Below are 17888 nucleotides of genomic sequence, written 5' to 3'. Positions count from 1 at the left end.
CCCCCTAAAGTTCACAGATGTTTTTTTATTATCTAAAGCGCAGCTTTGACTTACAAACCAAATTTGGCTTTGACGAAGCGGAGACCGGTACTCTTGCGATAAAAAATATAAACACAAGAAACGCTGAGTACAAGGAGCAAGAAAGCTTTGCAAATAAAACTCAGATAACCAGTCACAAATAAAAACCTTGAAAGTAAACTTCCTAAAAGAAACAGCACAAGTAATAAGGCTATATTTTTCAAGAGCTCTAAAAAATAACTGCGACTTGAATGTCCAAAAAATTGTTTGAACAATAAGATCGGTTCATACCAAACATAGGTCAAAAGCTTTGCGAGTACTGTTCCAAATAAAATACCAGGTAGACCAATAAAATGTCCTAAAATGATCGAAAGCAACAGGTTGGAGCATGCTGTCCCCAACATAACGTATTTGATCTGCTTGTAAAGCCCAGTTGCTTCACGATAGACCCACACTGGGAGCAAGATCACTGAAAAATATAAATTGATAATGATCGCATATAAGACTAGAGTATCTAAAAGGTAAGCTTTGCCAAGCCATAACCTAATAAAATCTTGCAAGAGAAAAAACATCAAGGTGACAACGATCACACTTAACCCGCTACAAATAGTTTGCAAGATCTGAAAAACTTCATATCTCTTCGCTTTTCCTTCTTCAACAATAAGATTGCCTAAGCTTGCAGTCAATGAATTGAAAACCGTTGTCAACAATGAGATCGCTTTTGACACGACCAACATATAATTTGAATAAAATCCCACTACTGTCGTACCAACTATGATCGAGATCAAAGTACTATCAGTCGCATTGATCAATACATTTGAAGTTTTATAAACAAAAACGGCTTTGATATTATCGAAAAGTCCCCGAATGTCATCTTTTGCTAACGAAACTTTTTTGTTTATATACGGATATTCTTTACTTGCTATCGCTGATACAACAAAATTATAGATGTAAGTAAAAAACACTTGAATGATCAGATAAACTAAAAAATTATGGGTCAGCCATAAAAACAGACATAAAACGATATTTTGTAAAATATTGAAAATGCTACCGTATTTAGCCGTGATATAGCCTTTTTGATCAGCAACTAAAACCGTCGTTTTATAGACAACGATATATGAAGCAACGGTATTGAGCAGATAAAGCAAATAATAAAGCGTTAAGTGTGGCATATCTGTTTTCAAATTGACCACATATTTCAAGAAAGGGATCAAGCCCAGACCACCTAAAAAGATGACTAAAGCGATCACATTACACACTTTTTTATAAAAATGCACTAGACCACTGATGTAAGCCTCATTTTTTTCAGCTAACGGCTTATAAAAACTGTACGTCATAGCTGTGATCAGCCCTAGATCAGCCATAGACAATAACGTCAAGATATCTTTAAAAACGGCCTGTATCCCCAAATATTCAACGTTAAGAAAATACAAAAATATCGTTCGATTCACAAAACCTAAGACTAGCATCAGTAACTGATAGCCAATATTGTAACTTATATTTTTTATCGCATTATTTGTCCTTGTTGACATCATCTTAACTAACTATATCGCAGATCCACCTTTTCAGAAGAAAATATAGCTTTTCCTTTCCTAAATTTTATTTACTATTATCCGCATAGCTTTACGGGACAGATCGTCTGACAAAATACCGATCGCTTATAGGCACCTCAGCACACACTTACCGTCTTTTTTTGAACTTATAATAGGTCGTGATCACTTTTTTATAGCATTTTGGATGGAGTTGATAAAGCAAAAACGTTACGTAGCGTGAAAAACCTTTCTGCCACCCACTTTTAAAAAACAAGCGCGTATTAGCAGTAGCCAGCTCTTGTAAGATCACTTCTTCATACTGCTTGGTAGCTTCTTTATCATCAGCTTTATAAAGCAAGCGTAAAAGCCACAGTAAACTATTGACTTGATGAAGTTCGATGATCTTTTGCTCCGCTTCGGTGAATGGAAGGGCTAGCAACTTGTGAAAAGTCTTGATGACAGTCATATTATTTTCAGAAAATTTTTGGTGCATGACACTAGCTTCGTTTCTTCGATAATAGTACAGCTTCTGCTCAGAAACATAGATCGTATCGATATATTGACAATACAGCATATTAAAAAACATATCTTCCATGATTTTTAAGCTTGGATCAAAGAAAATGTCGTGGCGTAAGATCAATTTTCGTGAATATAATTTATTATTACACGAGCCAAAAAGATGTTTTGTCAACCAAAATTCATATACGAAGCGCTCTTTAGTTATCAAACCTTGAAAAGGATCACTCCCTTTACCAAAGCCAGCGCCCCCGATCCCTACGACAGACATATCTCCGCGTTTCTTACCTTGCAAGAGTCTTTCTAAAAATTGCGGGGCAAGGTGATCATCTGCGTCAACAAATGTCAGATAGTCACCGCTAGCCGCTCTTATGCCGATATTACGTGCAACTGACACACCTTGATTTTGTTTATTACGGTATAAAGTTATCGCCATCTCTGGGTTATCTTGTCTGATCCCTTCTAAAAGTGCCCATGAGGAATCACTGGAACCGTCATCAATAAAAATAACTTCAAGCTCTTTTTGTAAGTCTGTGCTTTAATACTTTTGAAGCATTCTTCTAAATAAGCTTCTGCGTTATAACAAGGAATAATTATACTGATCATTTAAATCCCCCTGTGACTTTAATTAGATCATTGGCTTTTTGTAGTCCAAACAAGCGTAATATGTTAAAGCTATAAATATATACTGTGTAGGGCGAACGCCAGCTTCCATCAAGCCCCCAAGCAGAAAACAATAAATCGTAATAAATAAAATATTTGCTAGCGTTGTTGGGATCCTTCCTAAAATCAAAAAAACATATATATGCAGACAGATATAAAGAAATAACGTAAGTAAGCCACCCCTAGCTGCAATATCTAGCAACTGGTTATGGGTAGAAAAATAGCCCCCCCATATTTGAATGATCTCAGGATCATTTCCCCAACCAAGCAAAGGTTTTTGCTTGATCAATTCTAAAGCTTGTTCCCAAAGAAGACTTCTTCCTGTAAAACCTGCGTCTCGTCCCAACAAACTCGTAAAATCTGCCACAAGCGGGTTACTATCACCTAATACGATGATAAAAACAAAAAAGCTAAAGTAAAGGCTGACCAGTGGCCAAATATTATGTTTTCTGTTAGCTAAAGCACTTAGCTCGAGCAATATGATAAGAGAGCTGATCACCAGCAGTCCAGTCGCTGAACCTACGAGTAGCATACTTAAGATACTGACCACGTTAAAAATGAATATTCTTGGTGTCAGCCTTATGAAGTAGTCACCTATGAGCAATTTCACTTTAAAAATCGAATAGTTTTGCGCAGCAAGAACATAATTGAGCCCTACTAAACTTAGCAAATTATATACGATACCATTGTCTTGCCCTAAAAAATACAGCGGGTTTCGTATTTGAGTATAAAGACTCGCAAAAGGTAACCCCTGCGGATAAAGGAGCGTCAAGCCAAAGTTTACAAGTGTTAATGTGGCTAAGATCACAAAAGTCACATGTACTATTTTGGCTATATCTGCTTCAATACCTAACTCCACCAACATCGGTAGGGCTAAAGCTGGCAAAAGATCTGTATAGGCATTTAGATCACTTAGTCCGTTAAAGACCGAAGAACTGAGCAAGAGCAAGTTAATGGCCCAGATCATTGAAATTATGACTGAGATCTTTCCCCGTAGTAAATATAAAAAAAAGATGAGCATAACTGCCCCTAACTTCCAAAAAGAGGTCAGCTCATAAACTTTGGTCAGACTAGGAATATATTTGAGTGAATAAGGAATAAAAAAGGGTATCAACAAGAAATATAACACCGGCTTGTTTTGGACCAATGTACGCCACGTCATTTTAACCGCTCCTTTTAGGCTGATCTCATTTTGCCAAAAGAGTTAAATATTCTTCATAGAGCTGCGTTGAGATCTCATGGCCATCAAAAATTTTTAAAGCTCTTTTTTCCTCTTCACTCAAATGATGTTCAACACCGGCTTGTTGTAAAATCATTTCAGCCCAATATTTACTACTTTTTTTTAATGAGACCAAATGAACTTTGGAAGTCACGACTACTGTTGGTGGGATATTATCAGCAGCAAATGACACTAACCCGTTTGCCTGTGCTTCAGCTAAAACGATCGAAAAACCTTCAAATAGGCTGGGCAAAATAAACACGTCCATCGCTGAAAACCAATTATAAACATCGGTCACATTTCCGATAAAAAACACTTTATCACTTAACTTCAATTGCTCAACTTTTGCTTTGATCTGATCTTTGCGACTACCTGTCCCGATCAGCAATAAATTCGCATTCGGCATAACGCGCTCAATTTTTTGAAAAACATCGATCAAGAAAGTATGATTTTTTTGTTGGTTAAAGTGACCGACATGTCCTAAAATAAACGCATCCCTTGCTATCCCTAAGCTTTTTCGGATCGCACTTCTCTGCCGCTCTGAAAATTGAAAGCGTTGCAGATCGACCCCGTTATAGATCACCTTAAAATCATTTTCCAAAAAAAGCCATTTACCAGCAGCTTGACTACAAGCCAAAGCCTGCGTATAGCTTCTTAAAAACAAAGGTCTAAGTAATTTATGCAAGAACTTATGATCACAAGTCGTATTATGACTATGCGCGATCCTAACATCCACTCCAGCTAATCTTGCCGCCAATAATTCAAGCGCCATCAAGGAGCTACTTCCGTGAACATGAACTAAGTCAAAGTTATTTTTTCGCAAATAAGTAAGTAACTTGCTGAAATACCCTAACGGAAAGCGCGTTCGACCATTAATGACTACTAACGATAACCCTAAATTGTTTAGGCGTTTTTTCAAAGAATGCTCGACATTAAACGGCGATAGGATATGGCACTCTAACTTTTTTTCAGCGCTCAGTTCTCCCATAGTATCCAAAATAAATTTAGTGATCCCACCAGCATTGACTCCACTAGTGGGAATATGCAATACCTTTAGTGTTTTCTTTGGACCATTTGTCTTACCTTTTGCCAATTTTCTCAATATCCTTTCTAAGTTCATTCACGAAAACAGCATTAGTCGACTGGAAAGTCCGATATTTTTTTTGCTTACTTCGATACAAAACTTTTTCTAGATCATCAACATCATAGAGCGCTTCAAGATAATTTAATTTTGAAAACAAAGCTACGATCTGAAATTGATGGTCATCTACATGCTCACCATATTTACTATCTCGAGGGATCGCGATCACTTTTTTACCTTTTTTCAAAGCTGTGATGATCACCCCAGTCCCACCATGACAAATAATGGTATCAGCCTTTTCGATATATTGATCAAACATTTCTTTTTCGATAAAATCAAAATTTTCAAAACTACTAGGACGATAATTACTGTAACCGATCTGTGCGATGATCTCTTCTTTGATCTTACCAGCACTTTTTAAACTATCGATTTTCTTCAAGAGGCGATCAAATTGAAATTTTTGCGACCCTAAAACAACAAATATCATAGTTATACACATCCTTTAGTCAATAGATCCCACCTATATATTTAGCTTTAGGATAGACCTTTAGCATTTCTGGCCACTGAACATAAAATATGTCGGCAAATTTATACATGACCCGACCTGTCAAAGTTGGAGAGTTGATCTTAGCAAAGGATTCTATATATATGACCTTTTTTCTGAAAAGCTTGGCGATCAAACATAATGGGATCGTTGACAAGACCCCTGTCGAAACGATTATATCTGGTCTTTTTACTCCAAAAATGTAAAACGAAAACAACACATTGTAGAAAAATGCAATAAAATAAGTCACGTTTCGCCGATTGACCTGCTTTGTAAAATAAATCGGTACTTCACTAAAATTTTGATTATACTTTGTTTTTTCAGTCACGATAAAACTGTCATACTCTGCAAATAAACTTTTCAACATTAAAAGTTGCTCAAAATGTCCCCCAGATGATGACGTAAAACAGACTTTCATGGAAGCGCACCTCCTCACACCAGCTATTTAGACATTTCCTTTAGCGCGCGTTTGATATTTTGGTAAAAAAGTTGCTCACTAAAACGCTGCTTTGCCTCTTGTTGAGCTTGCAAAGCTTTTTTTTGCCAACTTGGAAGATCACTTAAAACTTCTGCCATTGCAAAGGCTAGATCTTTGGACAAATTTTCCGTCACTTCTAACAAAATACTATTTGTAGCACTCGTTGTTTCTGGAATGCCTCCTTTATTAGTCGTGATCAGTGGCTTACCAGCTAATTGTGCCTCGATCATTGTTAGACCAAGTGGTTCTTCCCAAAGCGAAGGTAAGACCACTAGATCAGCTAGAGCATAATATTTTCCCAGTTCTTGATTATTCACAAAGCCCGTCGCATGGATCCGTGGATGCTCTTGCACGATCTGAGATAACTCACGCTCAAATAAGGTCATTTGTCCCATTCCAAAAGAACTAGCTCCTACTATAACTAAATGGGCGTGAGTATTTTCTAGTTTTTGAAAAGCTTGGACAACTTCTAAGACCCCTTTTTTAGGCATGATCCGGCCAACAAAGAGAATGACTGGCGCATCTTTTGGGATCTGATATTTCAGCTTCAAGCGTTCTTTTTCATTTTTAGTGACCCTTCGTTCGAATTGCGCTGTCGCGACCCCATTATAAACGACTTTGAATGGAAGCTGTTTTCCAAAACACCATCTAGTGTTTTTTTCTAAAAAGCGACTGACACTGATCACACCTGCAAAAGCTTTTGAAGGATAAATTTTTCGGAAATGTAAATTATGCGTATGAAAATAGACTTTCCCACGATACTTAGTTGCTAATTTCTTAGAACTGAATAATTTAGGCAAGAAAATCGCATTTTCGATGATAACTAGATCGTAGTCTTCTGCTAGTAAAAGTTTTCTAGTTTTTCTTTTGCTCACCAGTTGCCAAAGATAATTTTTTTGCCACAAGTTTTTATCTCTTTTGAGTAGACGTAATAACGTAGTCACATTTTTATCGATAAGATCGATATAAGCTGGTCTTTTTAACCATTTAAAACTGACTCTTGGGTATTTTTTCGATACCTCGAATGCAGCTTGATCATAAAGAGAAAACACAGTAAGTTCCACTGTTTGATCTTCATTTGCGCCTTTGACAAGACTTTCGATAAGTGTTTCAACAGCCCCACCTCTAACTGCTGGGATCGGAAAAATATATGAATTCAAGATTGCGATCTTCATTACTTTACTGCTATATAATATGGAATTATGAAGATATTCTATACGATACCTGCCATAATCTAGAAAGAACTATAGCTTTCCCTTCCTGATTTATTGACCTCAACACAAATGACCGCTCTGTCTCCACCCCATATTTTTCTTTCTTAATGGATATCAAGTCAGCCTTTGATCTGTGCTACGCGTTATGCTAATCGCGCTTAAAAATATCTTTCGTATAAACTTTCTCTCTTACAGGATCTAATTCTTTGACATAGCGGTTAGCCACGATGAGTTCAGCCTGTTCACAAAAAGTTGCAAAGTTTTTAGCCACGGGATACCCTTTCCATGTTTCACCAGCTATTTTAGGTTCAAAGATCAGCACTTTGATATTTTGAGCTTGTAAACGCTGGAGCACCCCTTGGATCGAACTTTCTCTAAAGTTATCTGAATCAGTCTTCATCGTTAAGCGGTAGATCCCAACGATCGCATCTTCTTTTTTATCTGCCAAAAGTTCCAAGATCCGCTGTGCGATAAAATCTTTCCGAGTCTCATTTGAATCGACGATCGCCTTCATCAAGTTTTGGGGGATAGAATCATAACTGGCTAATAATTGTTTCGTATCCTTAGGTAAACAATATCCACCATAACCAAAAGAAGGATTATTGTAGTAAGCTCCGATCCTAGGATCTAATTCTACTCCTCGAATGATCGCACGTGTCTCTAGCCCTTTCATCTCTGCATAGGTATCTAGCTCATTAAAAAAACTGATCCGCATTGCTAAATAAGTATTTGAAAAAAGTTTAACGGCCTCTGCTTCGGTAGTTGACATCGTCAAGATCGGCATATCTTTTCTATACGCCGTTGTCTGAAGCATCGTTTTGAAACACTCAAGCGTCTTAAAAACGGTTTGATCTTTTTCATCAAATCCAAAGATGATCCGACTAGGATACAGGTTGTCATATAACGCTTTCGTTTCGCGCAAAAATTCTGGACTAAAAGCCAAATGCGCTTGGGGATAACGTTCACGCATAGTTTGCGTGAATCCTACAGGTACAGTTGACTTGATCAAGATCGTCGCTTGCGGACGGTGCCGTAAAATTTGCGCGATCGTCGTTTCAACTGAACTTGTATCAAACTCTGCTAAGTCTGGATCATAATTAGTTGGAGTCGCAATGATCACTAGATCTGCTGAACCAAATGCTACAGCTGGATCCAAAGTAGCAAATAATTTCAGCTCTCTCGTTGCGAAAAACGTCATGAGTTCTTTATCTTCAAACGGCGAGATCCGTTTATTGACTTGAGCTACACGTTTAGCATCGATATCCATAACGCATACAGGATATTTTTGACTAAGTAACGTTGAAATACTCAAGCCAACATAACCTATGCCGACGACCGTTACCGATAACGCTTTATTTTTTTGCCTATTCTTCTCCATTGCTACCCTCTAACTTATAAATCGCTATATTTCTCATTTAAGGACTAAGTGCCAATTTCCGTGAGTTATCAACCATGTAAACTTATTTTATCTAAATTTAAATTAATATTTCCTTTTAAAAAAACATTTATGACTTTTCTTAATTTAACTTTATTATAAAGCGCTTAATATCTTTACCATATAATATACCATCTAGCTTTGACCTAGACAAATATATTGTTTTTTTTATGTATTATTATATATAGATTAATATTTATACTTTTTCTGTTGTTCAGCTAACTTTTAAACACGATTTTTTATAAAAAAACCAGCGCCACACTCCAAAAATAAGCGTTAGCGCTGGTTTTTCTTATTTTTATCTTAGAGCATAACGGTAACTGCGGCAGCACTTAGGATCAAGAGCAAGCCAATGAGCGTAACGGTCATTTCTTTAGCTGTCTTCTTTTGCCCTAAGAACCAAATACCAGTCAACGTTGCTAAAACGACTGAAGTTTGCGAAAGGATAAAGCCTGTTGCTAATCCGTTCATATTTGGTTGCGCTGAGATCAAGTAAGTCAAAGCTGCAAAAGCAAAGAAGAAGCCAGAAAAGATCTGCTTATACGAAACACTTTGCCTAACCGGTGAGTTCTTTGGATCTTTGATCGATAAGTATAAAGCATAAACGCTCGCTGCAATGACCATTCCAAGCGCTTGAGGCAAGAAAGCTGTCATCCCATCGATCTTAGCTTGTTGTGGCGCGGCTGAATAAAGCCAATAGCCGATCTCACCAACAGCTAATAAAAGCACTGCTTTCGTCAAAACTTGTGTGTTTTCAGCCGTCTTTTGTTCACTCCAGACTGTCAAATAAGCACCGATGATGATCACGAATAAAGCTGTAAAGCCGATCACTTTAGCTGTTGTTCCAGGCCAATCACCTAAGTAAAATACGCCCCAAAGTGAAGCACCTAATAATTGAAAGGCAGTCGTGATCGGCATTGCTTTGGAAGAACCGATCAAAGTAAAGGAGTGAAACGTGATGATCTGTGCCGTCCCCCAACCGATCCCAGAAATAACTGAGAAAAAGAGCGCTGCACCACTTGGAAGTGCTAAACCTTTGATCATCGCTAGTACTAAAGCAAAAATCAAAGTCCCTAAAGTCGAACCTAAGATCTGATTGACCGGTTTACCGCCGATCTTAGATGCGATCGTGGGGTAAAGCCCCCAACCTAATAATGGTCCTAAACCAACTAAAATTGCCGTTGTATTCAATTCAATTTCCCCCTAATTTAAAACGTAACGCCACTCTCTAAAATAATGTTGGAATATGGTGTCATTTCACCAGTACGGATAAATGCATGACACTTGCGTAGATCTTGTTTCATTTCAGCATGTGGGATAAAGACGAGCTCTGTTTTTGGGAAACGTTCTTTGATCGCTTTTAGCTGGGTTGGGTTTTGAGTCTTGATCTCTTCTGCTAAGTACACTCGTTGAACTTCTAATTCAGTCAACACATTATCTAAAACTTGGAGAAAGCTAGGAATACCTTTGGAAACTGCTAGATCGATCTTTTCTGTTTCACGTGGTACTGGCATTCCAGCATCACCAATACTCAATGTGTCAAAGTGACCCATTTGTGAAATCACCCGGGAAATATCTGAATTAATAACTTGTGTCTTTTTCATGATCACGCCTTCTTCTTTTTAATTTAATTCATGCTTGTATGGAATTGACGGCTGAGCGCCAAAACGTTGTACAGTCAGTGAGGAAGCTTTATTACCGTATGTGATCGCTTCAACGAGATTGCTAAAGTCAGGTTTTAAAACCGTACTCAAAGCACCAATAAAGGTATCACCGGCTGCCGTTGTATCTACTGCGTTAACTTTAAAGGCTGGAACGATCCCACTTTGACCGTCCATGCTGTAAAATGAACCTTGGCTACCGATCGTGATCAAGACCACTTTGATCCCTAATGCATGAAGTTTAGCAGCTGCTTTTTGCATACTTTCTTCATCGACCACTTTGATCCCAGTCAAGATCTCTGTTTCTGTTTCATTAGGTGCGATCACATCTGTCGTCTTGAGCAATTCTTCAGGAACTGTTCGCATCGCAGGCGCCGGATTCAAGATCGTCTTTACACCAGCTTGATGAGCTACTTCAAAAGCTTTGATCGTACTTGCCAAGTCGCTTTCAAATTGTGCGATCACAAAATCACTTTCTTTGATCAAGTCGGCATGTTTAACTACATGCTCTGGTGTGATCTTACCATTTGCACCAGCATGGATCATAATACTGTTTTCGCCTTTTTCATCCACAACGATATAGGCTTGCCCAGTTGCGACCTTGTCCAATTCAGCGATCCCAGCTAGATTTATCTCTTCATAACCCAAAAGCTCACGCATCATCTTGCCAGCATCATCGTTACCAACAGCACCGATAAACGCTGTCTTAGCGCCAGAACGTTTAGCGGCTACAGCTTGATTTGCACCTTTACCGCCACCAGCTGAAAATACTTCGGAGGCATGGATCGTCTCACCTGGTTTAGCCATCTCTTTTACTCTGATCGTTCTGTCTAAATTGATACTTCCGATCACTGTCACTTTATTCATTGTACCCACCTCGTGTCTTTCTAGCAAATTAATTTTGGTAACTTGTAGCACTTATTAAAACGTTTTAATTGCTGCAACTAGACTATAACACACTTTTGAAAACGCTTCAAATTTTAACTTTAACTGAGCCCCGGATCGCCAATTTGACCGGTAAGACCCGCTTAACATACGGACTAGTTGGGGTTGCTAGTCGTTTTATCATTAGATCGGCTGCTTGTTTGCCCAATTCATAGATCGGTTGGGCAACCGTCGTCAAAGCAGGCGTAACATAGCGACACATCTCAACATCATCGTAACCGATCACACTAAGATCATTTGGAATACTTTTGCCATTTTGTCTCATCCCGAGATAGATCCCAAACGCTAATTCATCACTAAGTGCAAAAACCGCCTCGATATTTTGCTCCAGTAACTCAGCAACAACTGCTTGGCCCCCACTCTTGGAAAGTTTGGTTTTGATCTGAAGTGCTTGCGGAAATTCAGTCAAAAAACCCTGTAATCGACATGAAATATTTTCCGTCGCCAAATCAGGGACGATAACTGCGACTTTTGTATGCCCCATCTTCTTTAAATACTGGGCAGCCAATAAACCACCATTGAAGTCATCTGTAGTTACCTCATCACTGCGTTCGGCGGTCGTTTTTTGATCTAACACAATGACCGGACGCTTTTTGACCTGCAAAACTTCTTTTAATACTTCATCTGAGATCGAAGGGCTAGCAATGATAAAGCCATCGACCCCTCTTTTAGCTAATTCGAGTAAGGCTTTTTCTTCCTTAGCCCCGTTAAATCCCCCATTGCACAGCATTGAAATATAACCCGAGAATAACAGTTCTTCTTCGATCCCTTTGACTAAAGTACTGAAAAAAGAGTTAGTTATCTCCGGTACGAGGATCCCGATCGTTTTACTTTGTTTACCGACCATTTGGCGTGCCAAATGATCGGCTTTATAGCCTAATTCATCTCGAGCGGCCTGAACTTTTTGAACTGTTAGTGGATTAAAGTTCATAGCCTTACCATTTAAGATCTGTGAAACCGTTGCGATCGAGACACCAGCGCGTTTAGCAACTTCACGGATCGTCACTTTTTTAGCACACATCTACCCATCCCTCACAAATATAAGTTCGAATGTAGGCACAAAAAAACAGCCCATACTCAGTAAATAATACTCGGAAACATCATCTTGGAGGTTCACCTGTTACTCCTAAGATATCATCAAGAAACTGAGTACGTGGCTGTTAAATTACTATAAGGAGTAATCGTCCCCACATCCTTTATCTGGTTTTGATCTTGTTCGCTTTCCAGAAGCACTCAACAAGATCCTCGTTACTAATTGCAATTAGTGGCGTTTGCTTAAAGAGACTACAACACTTTTGTTTTAAACTCAACTTGTTGGTTCCATCACCCTCCAACCTAATTATAGGAACAGTGACTAACAGTTTGGACGCCCTAATTGTGGGAATCTTTTGACTCCTCACTTATTTTATAACATAAAACCAAATTTTTAGCAAGCGCTAACATTTATGATAAAATTAATTTTTTTGAATACAATTGACAATATCGCAAAACCATGTTATTCTGAAGTTTCTATTATACGGTGCGATATTTACTGTGGAAGGTAAATATCATTAAAAGAGCTGGGAGATACCTCCTAGCTCTTTTTTTGTGTACTGTAATAATAGTCGTTCCTAAAAGTAATGCCTAGAAAATAATAATATCTTGGACCTGATGCAAAATACGTATCATGCCCAAGGCCTCATTATTCGTACGGCATTTTTCGCTTTGCTCTGCACTGTGATCTAAAAAAGCCAAGTGCGCCATCACTCGCACTTGGCTTATTTGAGGATATACATCGTAATATAAAGAGCGAAATCTCTACATCACACAATGCATTTTTAAAACTTACTACGTGTAGCATACTTAAAGGAGTTCTACTCCTCACTGCACATTATACCCTAGTTTAAACCGTGATTAAAAATGATTTGCCCTTGCTAATTTCGATACATTTTTAGCTCCAAAAATAGGTCGTTATATTTTTCCAAATACTTAGGTCCTAGGTCTTCGTAGATCTCCATCTGCTTGATCCGAGCAGCACTTGGATAAAATTCCTTATTGGAGGTGATCGCTTTTGGCAAATATTTCAAAGCCGCTTTATTGGGGGTGGAATAACCGATATATTCCGTATTTTGCGCCGCATTTTTTGGATCTAACATGAAATTGATAAATTCATATGCGCCTTGCTTATTTTTAGCGGTCTTGGGGATCACCAAATTATCAAACCACAAGTTAGTCCCACCATTTGGGATCACATAATGCAAATGACTATTTTTTCCCATCATATCAGCCGCTTCACCCGAAAAAGTCACCGCTACACTGCTCTCCTCATTTGCCATATATGTCTTGATCTCGTCAGAAACGATCGCTTTGGCATTGGGTGTCAAAGCTTTAAGCTTATTATAGGCCTGATCGAGCTCAGCATCATTTTTGCTGTTGAGCGATCTTTGCATGCTAGCCAGACCGATCCCCATAAATTCGCGCGCCCCATCAATGAACATGATCTTGTTTTTCAATTGTGGATCCCAAAGATCATTCCATGTCTTGAATTGTGAAGCCTGATAGAATTTATCATTGTAAATGATCCCCAATGTTCCCCAAAAATACGGTACTGAATACTCATTATGGCGATCAAAGGCAAGGTCCATAAACTGCGGATCGATATTTTTTAAATTCGGTAACTTACTATGATCAAGTTTTAACAACAGATGCTCTTTTTTCATCTTTTGGATCATATAGTCACTTGGGACCGCGATATCATACGAAGTCCCGCCTTGTTTGATCTTAGTCAACATCGCTTCGTTTGAATCAAACGTCTCATAGTTGACCTTATACCCTGTTTGCTTTTCAAATTTGGTGATCAATTTAGGATCGATATAATCGCCCCAGTTATAAATGTTTAAAACTTTGGCATCTGACATCCCAGTCGAGCGTTCGAGCCAAACTGTCCCTAAAAAGAGCAAGCCAATGATCAAACAGATCCCGATCAAAAGTGAACGTAATTTTTTCATCGCAAGAGCCCCCGTTTCTTTTTCTTGGAGCGTGGTTGATTATCCTTACTGATGTAGTAATAACCGACTACTAATACAAGTGCAAATAAAAAGACTAGCGTACTCAAGGCATTGATCTCTAAACTAACACCACGCCGCGCCCGCGAATAGATCTCAACTGAAAGGGTGGTAAAACCATTTCCCGTCACAAAAAATGTGACTGCAAAATCATCGAGTGAATAGGTAAATGCCATAAAATACCCTGCGATGATCCCCGGTGAAAGATAGGGCAAGATGATATCTTTTAGGATCTGGCGGTTATTTGCGCCAAGATCATAGCCAGCTGTGATCATTGAATCATTCATCTCTTGGAGTTTTGGTAAGATCATCAAGACTACGATCGGGATACTAAAGCTGACGTGTGCCAAAAGGACCGTCCAAAAGCCCAGTGAAAAGCCACTAAAGATCGAACCTAACGTGATAAATAAGATCAAAAAACTAGCCCCGATCGTTACGTCTGGCGAAACGATCAAGATATTATTCAACGATAACAATGTATTACGGTGACGTCGTTTTTTCAAATAGTAGATAAATAACGCCCCAAAAGTACCGATCACCGTCGCGATCAAAGCCGACAAAAATGCCAATAAGAAGGTATTTAGCAAGATGATCACCAACCGTGTATCGGAAAATAACTCGCTAAAATGGCGCAACGAAAAACCGGTAAAGCTATTCATCGTATCGCCGGCATTAAAGGAATACCAGACCAAATAAAAGATCGGCAGATATAAAAAGATAAAGACTAAGATCAAATACAGATCTGCCCATTTAGATCTAGTTTGTTGCATCATTTGCCACCTGCTTTCTTTTCACCAGTAAAGAGCATCACGATCACCATTGCAATGATCAAAACGACCCCGATCGTTGCCCCTTTGCCCCAGTTTTGCGTTACCATGAAGTGCTCTTCGATCGCAGTCCCCAGTGTGATCACACGATTTCCCCCGATCAAACGAGTCAACATAAAGAGCGAAAGGGATGGGATAAAGACCGCTTGGATCCCACTTTTGACCCCATTTAACGATAAGGGAAAGATCACTTTAAAAAATGTCTGAGTCGAACTGGCACCAAGATCTTTGCTAGCAGCAATAAATGAAGGTGGCAATTCCTCAAGCGCATTGAAAAGCGGGATGATCATAAAGGGCAACTGAATATAGACTGCCACGATCAAAAAGCTAAAATCAGTGAACAATAATTGCTTGGGTAAGATCCCAAAAAAGCCTAAAAAGCTGTTTAGGCCACCGTGAACACCAAAGATCCCAATGAAGGCATACGCTTTTAATAGTAAGTTGATCCATGTCGGTAAAATGATCAACAATAACCACAAGTCTTTATGCTTTAATTTTGTCAAAAAATACGCTGTCGGATAACTGAGCAAAAGTGTGATCAAGGTGATCAAAAAAGCATACCAGACCGAATTAAACGTCATCAATAAATACTTTCCCGAGCCAAAATACTCTGCGTAATTAGCTAACGTGAAATGACCACTTTGATCAAAAAAAGAATATCCGACCACTAAAACAACTGGTGCTAAGACAAAAAAGAGTAACCAGAGAAAATATGGGACTGCTAATAAAGTATTATACTTTTTCATATTGTCCCCCTTAATCGTCGTAACTTTCTAAGCGTGCATCAAATTCTGCTTCTGTTTCATTGAAACGCATAACATGGATATCTTCAGGATCAAAGTACAAGCCGATCTCACTGTCGACCTGGGCTTTTTTGGTCGAATGCACGATCCATTCATTTCCCATCTCATCATGACAGACGATCTCATAATGGACCCCGCGGAATAATTGTGTATCGACTTTGACCTTTAATTTCCCCGCCTTGACTGTGGTCAACTCGAGATCTTCGGGCCGTAAAACAACTTCGACCGGCTCATTTGGACGCATTCCTTCATCCACACATTCAAATTCTTTACCGGCAAATTTTACAAGACAGTCCTGGATCATCACCCCATCGACAATGTTACTTTCACCGATAAAATCAGCTACATAGTGATTGATCGGCTCATCGTAAATATCGACTGGACTGCCACTTTGCACGATATTTCCGTTATTTAAAACAAAGATCTCGTCACTCATCGCCAACGCTTCTTCTTGATCATGAGTCACAAAAATAAAGGTGATCCCCAGGCGCTGTTGTAATTCGCGCAATTCATATTGCATGTTTAGCCGTAATTTATGGTCTAAAGCTGATAAAGGTTCGTCTAACAATAAGATCTTAGGTTCATTGACGATCGCTCTGGCAATGGCGACTCGTTGTCTTTGCCCTCCAGACATCTCACTGATCCCACGCTTTTCATAACCGGCTAGCTGCACTAAGCGCAAGGCCTCTTTGACTTTAGTTTCAATTTCTGCTTTTGGTGTCTTTTTGATCTTCAATCCAAAAGCGATATTATCAAAAACATTCATATGCGGAAAGAGCGCATAATCTTGAAAAACAGTATTAACTTGACGCTTATTTGCCGGAATATCATTGATCCTTTTCCCCTCAAAGTAAATATCACCTGCAGTCGGCTCTGAAAAACCTGCGATCATCCGTAAGATCGTCGTTTTACCACATCCAGATGGTCCTAAAAGTGTATAAAATTTGCCCTCTTCGATATCAAAGCTGACCTTTTTTAACACTGGAACATCGTCATCGTAGCTTTTAACGACATTTTTAAAAGAAATAATTGGTTCTTTCATAATTTGCCACCCCTTTACCAAAATAGAAACTAAAGTCCATTATACTAAACATTTCCCCCTTTTAAAAAGACCCATAGTCAAAACTATGAGTCGCATGATTTATTTTTTAGCCGCGATCACATAGGGTACGGCTAAAAAGCAGATCGCCCCTAGCATATTTCCTAACGAGACCCAAAACAGATTATACAGCCACGCCCCGCCGGTGATCACTGCGCCAGCGGGTTTGATAACGGCTGCCGTCAGTAAAGTCATATTGGCGACACTATGCTCAAATCCCGTCGTAAAAAAGGCCAATAAACACCAAAAGACCATGATCAATTTAGCCGCATCATTTTTTGTCTGAAAACTCGACCATAACGCCAAACAGACCAAAATGTTACATAAGATCCCCCGCACAAGTAAAGACAGCGGACCAACCGTCGTCTTGACTACAGCAGTCGCAGTGAGCGCCTTAGCTACTCCGTCAACTTGCAAGCCAGTAGCATTATAAAGAATTGCTAATAAGATCGCCCCACAAGCATTGCCTAACCAGCAGATCACCCACAGATAACTTGCTTGAAGCCACGTATTTTGCTTAGTCAAAGCACCGACTGCTAAAACAAAATTATTGCCGGTAAATAATTCACTACCAGCGATGATCACTAAACTAAGGGCTACGCCAAAAACGGTCCCCATCAACAACTTAGTAATCGAAGCACCTTGTAACTGTCCACTGACAGTAAAAGCTAACAAGATACCAAAACCGATATACATTCCCGCTAACATGGACAATAAAAAATACCCCAGCGGATTTTGGTGCAAAAAAGATAACTTCTTACTCGCAGCCCCTTGAACTGCTTTGATCTGTTCTGTATACATATGTGTAC

At 39.0% G+C, this 17888-nt stretch carries 17 protein-coding genes and 1 pseudogene; all 18 read right to left on the bottom strand.

Annotated features, from left to right (window positions below; genetic code table 11):
- Positions 1 to 50: 50 nt before the first annotated feature.
- The 18 genes and pseudogenes from LMU01S_RS07975 to LMU01S_RS07895 all read right to left on the bottom strand — a co-directional run bounded on the left by LMU01S_RS07975 (position 51) and on the right by LMU01S_RS07895 (position 17880).
- Complete coding sequence (locus LMU01S_RS07975; protein WP_056959135.1) at positions 51 to 1550, bottom strand: lipopolysaccharide biosynthesis protein; 1500 nt, start codon at positions 1548 to 1550, stop codon at positions 51 to 53.
- A 148-nt stretch (positions 1551 to 1698) separates the two neighbouring features.
- Positions 1699 to 2577 (bottom strand): annotated as a pseudogene (locus tag LMU01S_RS07970) (glycosyltransferase family 2 protein); the annotation flags it as partial.
- Complete coding sequence (locus LMU01S_RS10820) at positions 2529 to 2672, bottom strand: glycosyltransferase (protein ID WP_082613066.1); 144 nt, start codon at positions 2670 to 2672, stop codon at positions 2529 to 2531. The pseudogene LMU01S_RS07970 and the gene LMU01S_RS10820, both read right to left, overlap by 49 nt.
- A gap of 22 nt (positions 2673 to 2694) precedes the next feature.
- A complete protein-coding gene (locus LMU01S_RS07965) occupies positions 2695 to 3891 on the bottom strand; it encodes an O-antigen ligase family protein (RefSeq protein WP_056959133.1) in 1197 nt (398 codons plus the stop codon).
- 25 nt (positions 3892 to 3916) lie between these two features.
- Positions 3917 to 5041: a glycosyltransferase family 1 protein gene (locus tag LMU01S_RS07960; protein ID WP_056959132.1), complete on the bottom strand. Its 1125-nt coding sequence runs from the start codon at positions 5039 to 5041 to the stop codon at positions 3917 to 3919.
- Positions 5028 to 5516, bottom strand: coding sequence for a PssE/Cps14G family polysaccharide biosynthesis glycosyltransferase (gene pssE / locus LMU01S_RS07955; protein ID WP_056959131.1), 489 nt, complete (start codon positions 5514 to 5516; stop codon positions 5028 to 5030). The genes LMU01S_RS07960 and pssE overlap by 14 nt, the downstream gene beginning before the upstream one ends.
- Positions 5517 to 5535: 19 nt before the next feature.
- On the bottom strand, positions 5536 to 5991 hold the full coding sequence (gene pssD / locus LMU01S_RS07950; protein ID WP_056959130.1) for a PssD/Cps14F family polysaccharide biosynthesis glycosyltransferase: 456 nt from the start codon (positions 5989 to 5991) through the stop codon (positions 5536 to 5538).
- Positions 5992 to 6014: 23 nt separating this feature from the next.
- Positions 6015 to 7226, bottom strand: coding sequence for a glycosyltransferase family 4 protein (locus tag LMU01S_RS07945; protein WP_056959129.1), 1212 nt, complete (start codon positions 7224 to 7226; stop codon positions 6015 to 6017).
- Positions 7227 to 7413: 187 nt separating this feature from the next.
- On the bottom strand, positions 7414 to 8643 hold the full coding sequence (locus LMU01S_RS07940; protein ID WP_056959128.1) for a nucleotide sugar dehydrogenase: 1230 nt from the start codon (positions 8641 to 8643) through the stop codon (positions 7414 to 7416).
- Positions 8644 to 9003: 360 nt separating this feature from the next.
- Positions 9004 to 9891 (bottom strand): ribose/proton symporter RbsU, encoded by an 888-nt coding sequence (gene rbsU, locus LMU01S_RS07935; protein WP_056959127.1) that lies wholly within the window; start codon positions 9889 to 9891, stop codon positions 9004 to 9006.
- 17 nt (positions 9892 to 9908) lie between these two features.
- Complete coding sequence (gene rbsD, locus LMU01S_RS07930; RefSeq protein ID WP_056959126.1) at positions 9909 to 10304, bottom strand: D-ribose pyranase; 396 nt, start codon at positions 10302 to 10304, stop codon at positions 9909 to 9911.
- Positions 10305 to 10322: 18 nt separating this feature from the next.
- A complete protein-coding gene (gene rbsK / locus LMU01S_RS07925; RefSeq protein WP_004049918.1) occupies positions 10323 to 11228 on the bottom strand; it encodes a ribokinase in 906 nt (301 codons plus the stop codon).
- A gap of 106 nt (positions 11229 to 11334) precedes the next feature.
- Positions 11335 to 12327, bottom strand: coding sequence for a ribose utilization transcriptional repressor RbsR (rbsR, locus tag LMU01S_RS07920; RefSeq protein WP_056959125.1), 993 nt, complete (start codon positions 12325 to 12327; stop codon positions 11335 to 11337).
- Between the two features lie 892 nt (positions 12328 to 13219).
- The gene (locus tag LMU01S_RS07915) at positions 13220 to 14293 is read right to left on the bottom strand and encodes an ABC transporter substrate-binding protein (RefSeq protein WP_056959124.1); all 1074 of its coding nucleotides are present in this window, start codon (positions 14291 to 14293) and stop codon (positions 13220 to 13222) included.
- On the bottom strand, positions 14290 to 15120 hold the full coding sequence (locus LMU01S_RS07910) for an ABC transporter permease (protein WP_420811552.1): 831 nt from the start codon (positions 15118 to 15120) through the stop codon (positions 14290 to 14292). Before LMU01S_RS07910 ends, LMU01S_RS07915 begins: the two co-directional genes overlap by 4 nt.
- Entirely contained in the window at positions 15120 to 15923 is an 804-nt protein-coding gene (locus tag LMU01S_RS07905) for an ABC transporter permease (RefSeq protein WP_056959122.1), read from the bottom strand. Before LMU01S_RS07905 ends, LMU01S_RS07910 begins: the two co-directional genes overlap by 1 nt.
- A 10-nt stretch (positions 15924 to 15933) precedes the next feature.
- Positions 15934 to 17022, bottom strand: a complete 1089-nt coding sequence (locus LMU01S_RS07900; RefSeq protein ID WP_056959121.1) for an ABC transporter ATP-binding protein — start codon at positions 17020 to 17022, stop codon at positions 15934 to 15936.
- A gap of 99 nt (positions 17023 to 17121) precedes the next feature.
- Positions 17122 to 17880, bottom strand: coding sequence for a formate/nitrite transporter family protein (locus LMU01S_RS07895; protein ID WP_056959120.1), 759 nt, complete (start codon positions 17878 to 17880; stop codon positions 17122 to 17124).
- Between the last annotated feature and the right edge of the window lie 8 nt (positions 17881 to 17888).

This window comes from Ligilactobacillus murinus DSM 20452 = NBRC 14221 (genome assembly GCF_001591685.1).
GTDB lineage: Bacteria > Bacillota > Bacilli > Lactobacillales > Lactobacillaceae > Ligilactobacillus > Ligilactobacillus murinus.
This window is presented reverse-complemented; position numbering and strand designations above follow the sequence as displayed.

Bases quoted from the DNA above. Each gene is read 5' to 3' on its own strand.
- LMU01S_RS07975 (WP_056959135.1), bottom strand. From the start codon at position 1,550: ATGTCAACAAGGACAAATAATGCGATAAAAAATATAAGTTACAATATT.
- LMU01S_RS10820 (WP_082613066.1), bottom strand. From the start codon at position 2,672: ATGATCAGTATAATTATTCCTTGTTATAACGCAGAAGCTTATTTAGAA.
- LMU01S_RS07965 (WP_056959133.1), bottom strand. From the start codon at position 3,891: ATGACGTGGCGTACATTGGTCCAAAACAAGCCGGTGTTATATTTCTTG.
- pssE (WP_056959131.1), bottom strand. From the start codon at position 5,516: ATGATATTTGTTGTTTTAGGGTCGCAAAAATTTCAATTTGATCGCCTC.
- pssD (WP_056959130.1), bottom strand. From the start codon at position 5,991: ATGAAAGTCTGTTTTACGTCATCATCTGGGGGACATTTTGAGCAACTT.
- LMU01S_RS07945 (WP_056959129.1), bottom strand. From the start codon at position 7,226: ATGAAGATCGCAATCTTGAATTCATATATTTTTCCGATCCCAGCAGTT.
- LMU01S_RS07940 (WP_056959128.1), bottom strand. From the start codon at position 8,643: ATGGAGAAGAATAGGCAAAAAAATAAAGCGTTATCGGTAACGGTCGTC.
- rbsD (WP_056959126.1), bottom strand. From the start codon at position 10,304: ATGAAAAAGACACAAGTTATTAATTCAGATATTTCCCGGGTGATTTCA.
- rbsK (WP_004049918.1), bottom strand. From the start codon at position 11,228: ATGAATAAAGTGACAGTGATCGGAAGTATCAATTTAGACAGAACGATC.
- rbsR (WP_056959125.1), bottom strand. From the start codon at position 12,327: ATGTGTGCTAAAAAAGTGACGATCCGTGAAGTTGCTAAACGCGCTGGT.
- LMU01S_RS07915 (WP_056959124.1), bottom strand. From the start codon at position 14,293: ATGAAAAAATTACGTTCACTTTTGATCGGGATCTGTTTGATCATTGGC.
- LMU01S_RS07910 (WP_420811552.1), bottom strand. From the start codon at position 15,120: ATGCAACAAACTAGATCTAAATGGGCAGATCTGTATTTGATCTTAGTC.
- LMU01S_RS07905 (WP_056959122.1), bottom strand. From the start codon at position 15,923: ATGAAAAAGTATAATACTTTATTAGCAGTCCCATATTTTCTCTGGTTA.
- LMU01S_RS07900 (WP_056959121.1), bottom strand. From the start codon at position 17,022: ATGAAAGAACCAATTATTTCTTTTAAAAATGTCGTTAAAAGCTACGAT.
- LMU01S_RS07895 (WP_056959120.1), bottom strand. From the start codon at position 17,880: ATGTATACAGAACAGATCAAAGCAGTTCAAGGGGCTGCGAGTAAGAAG.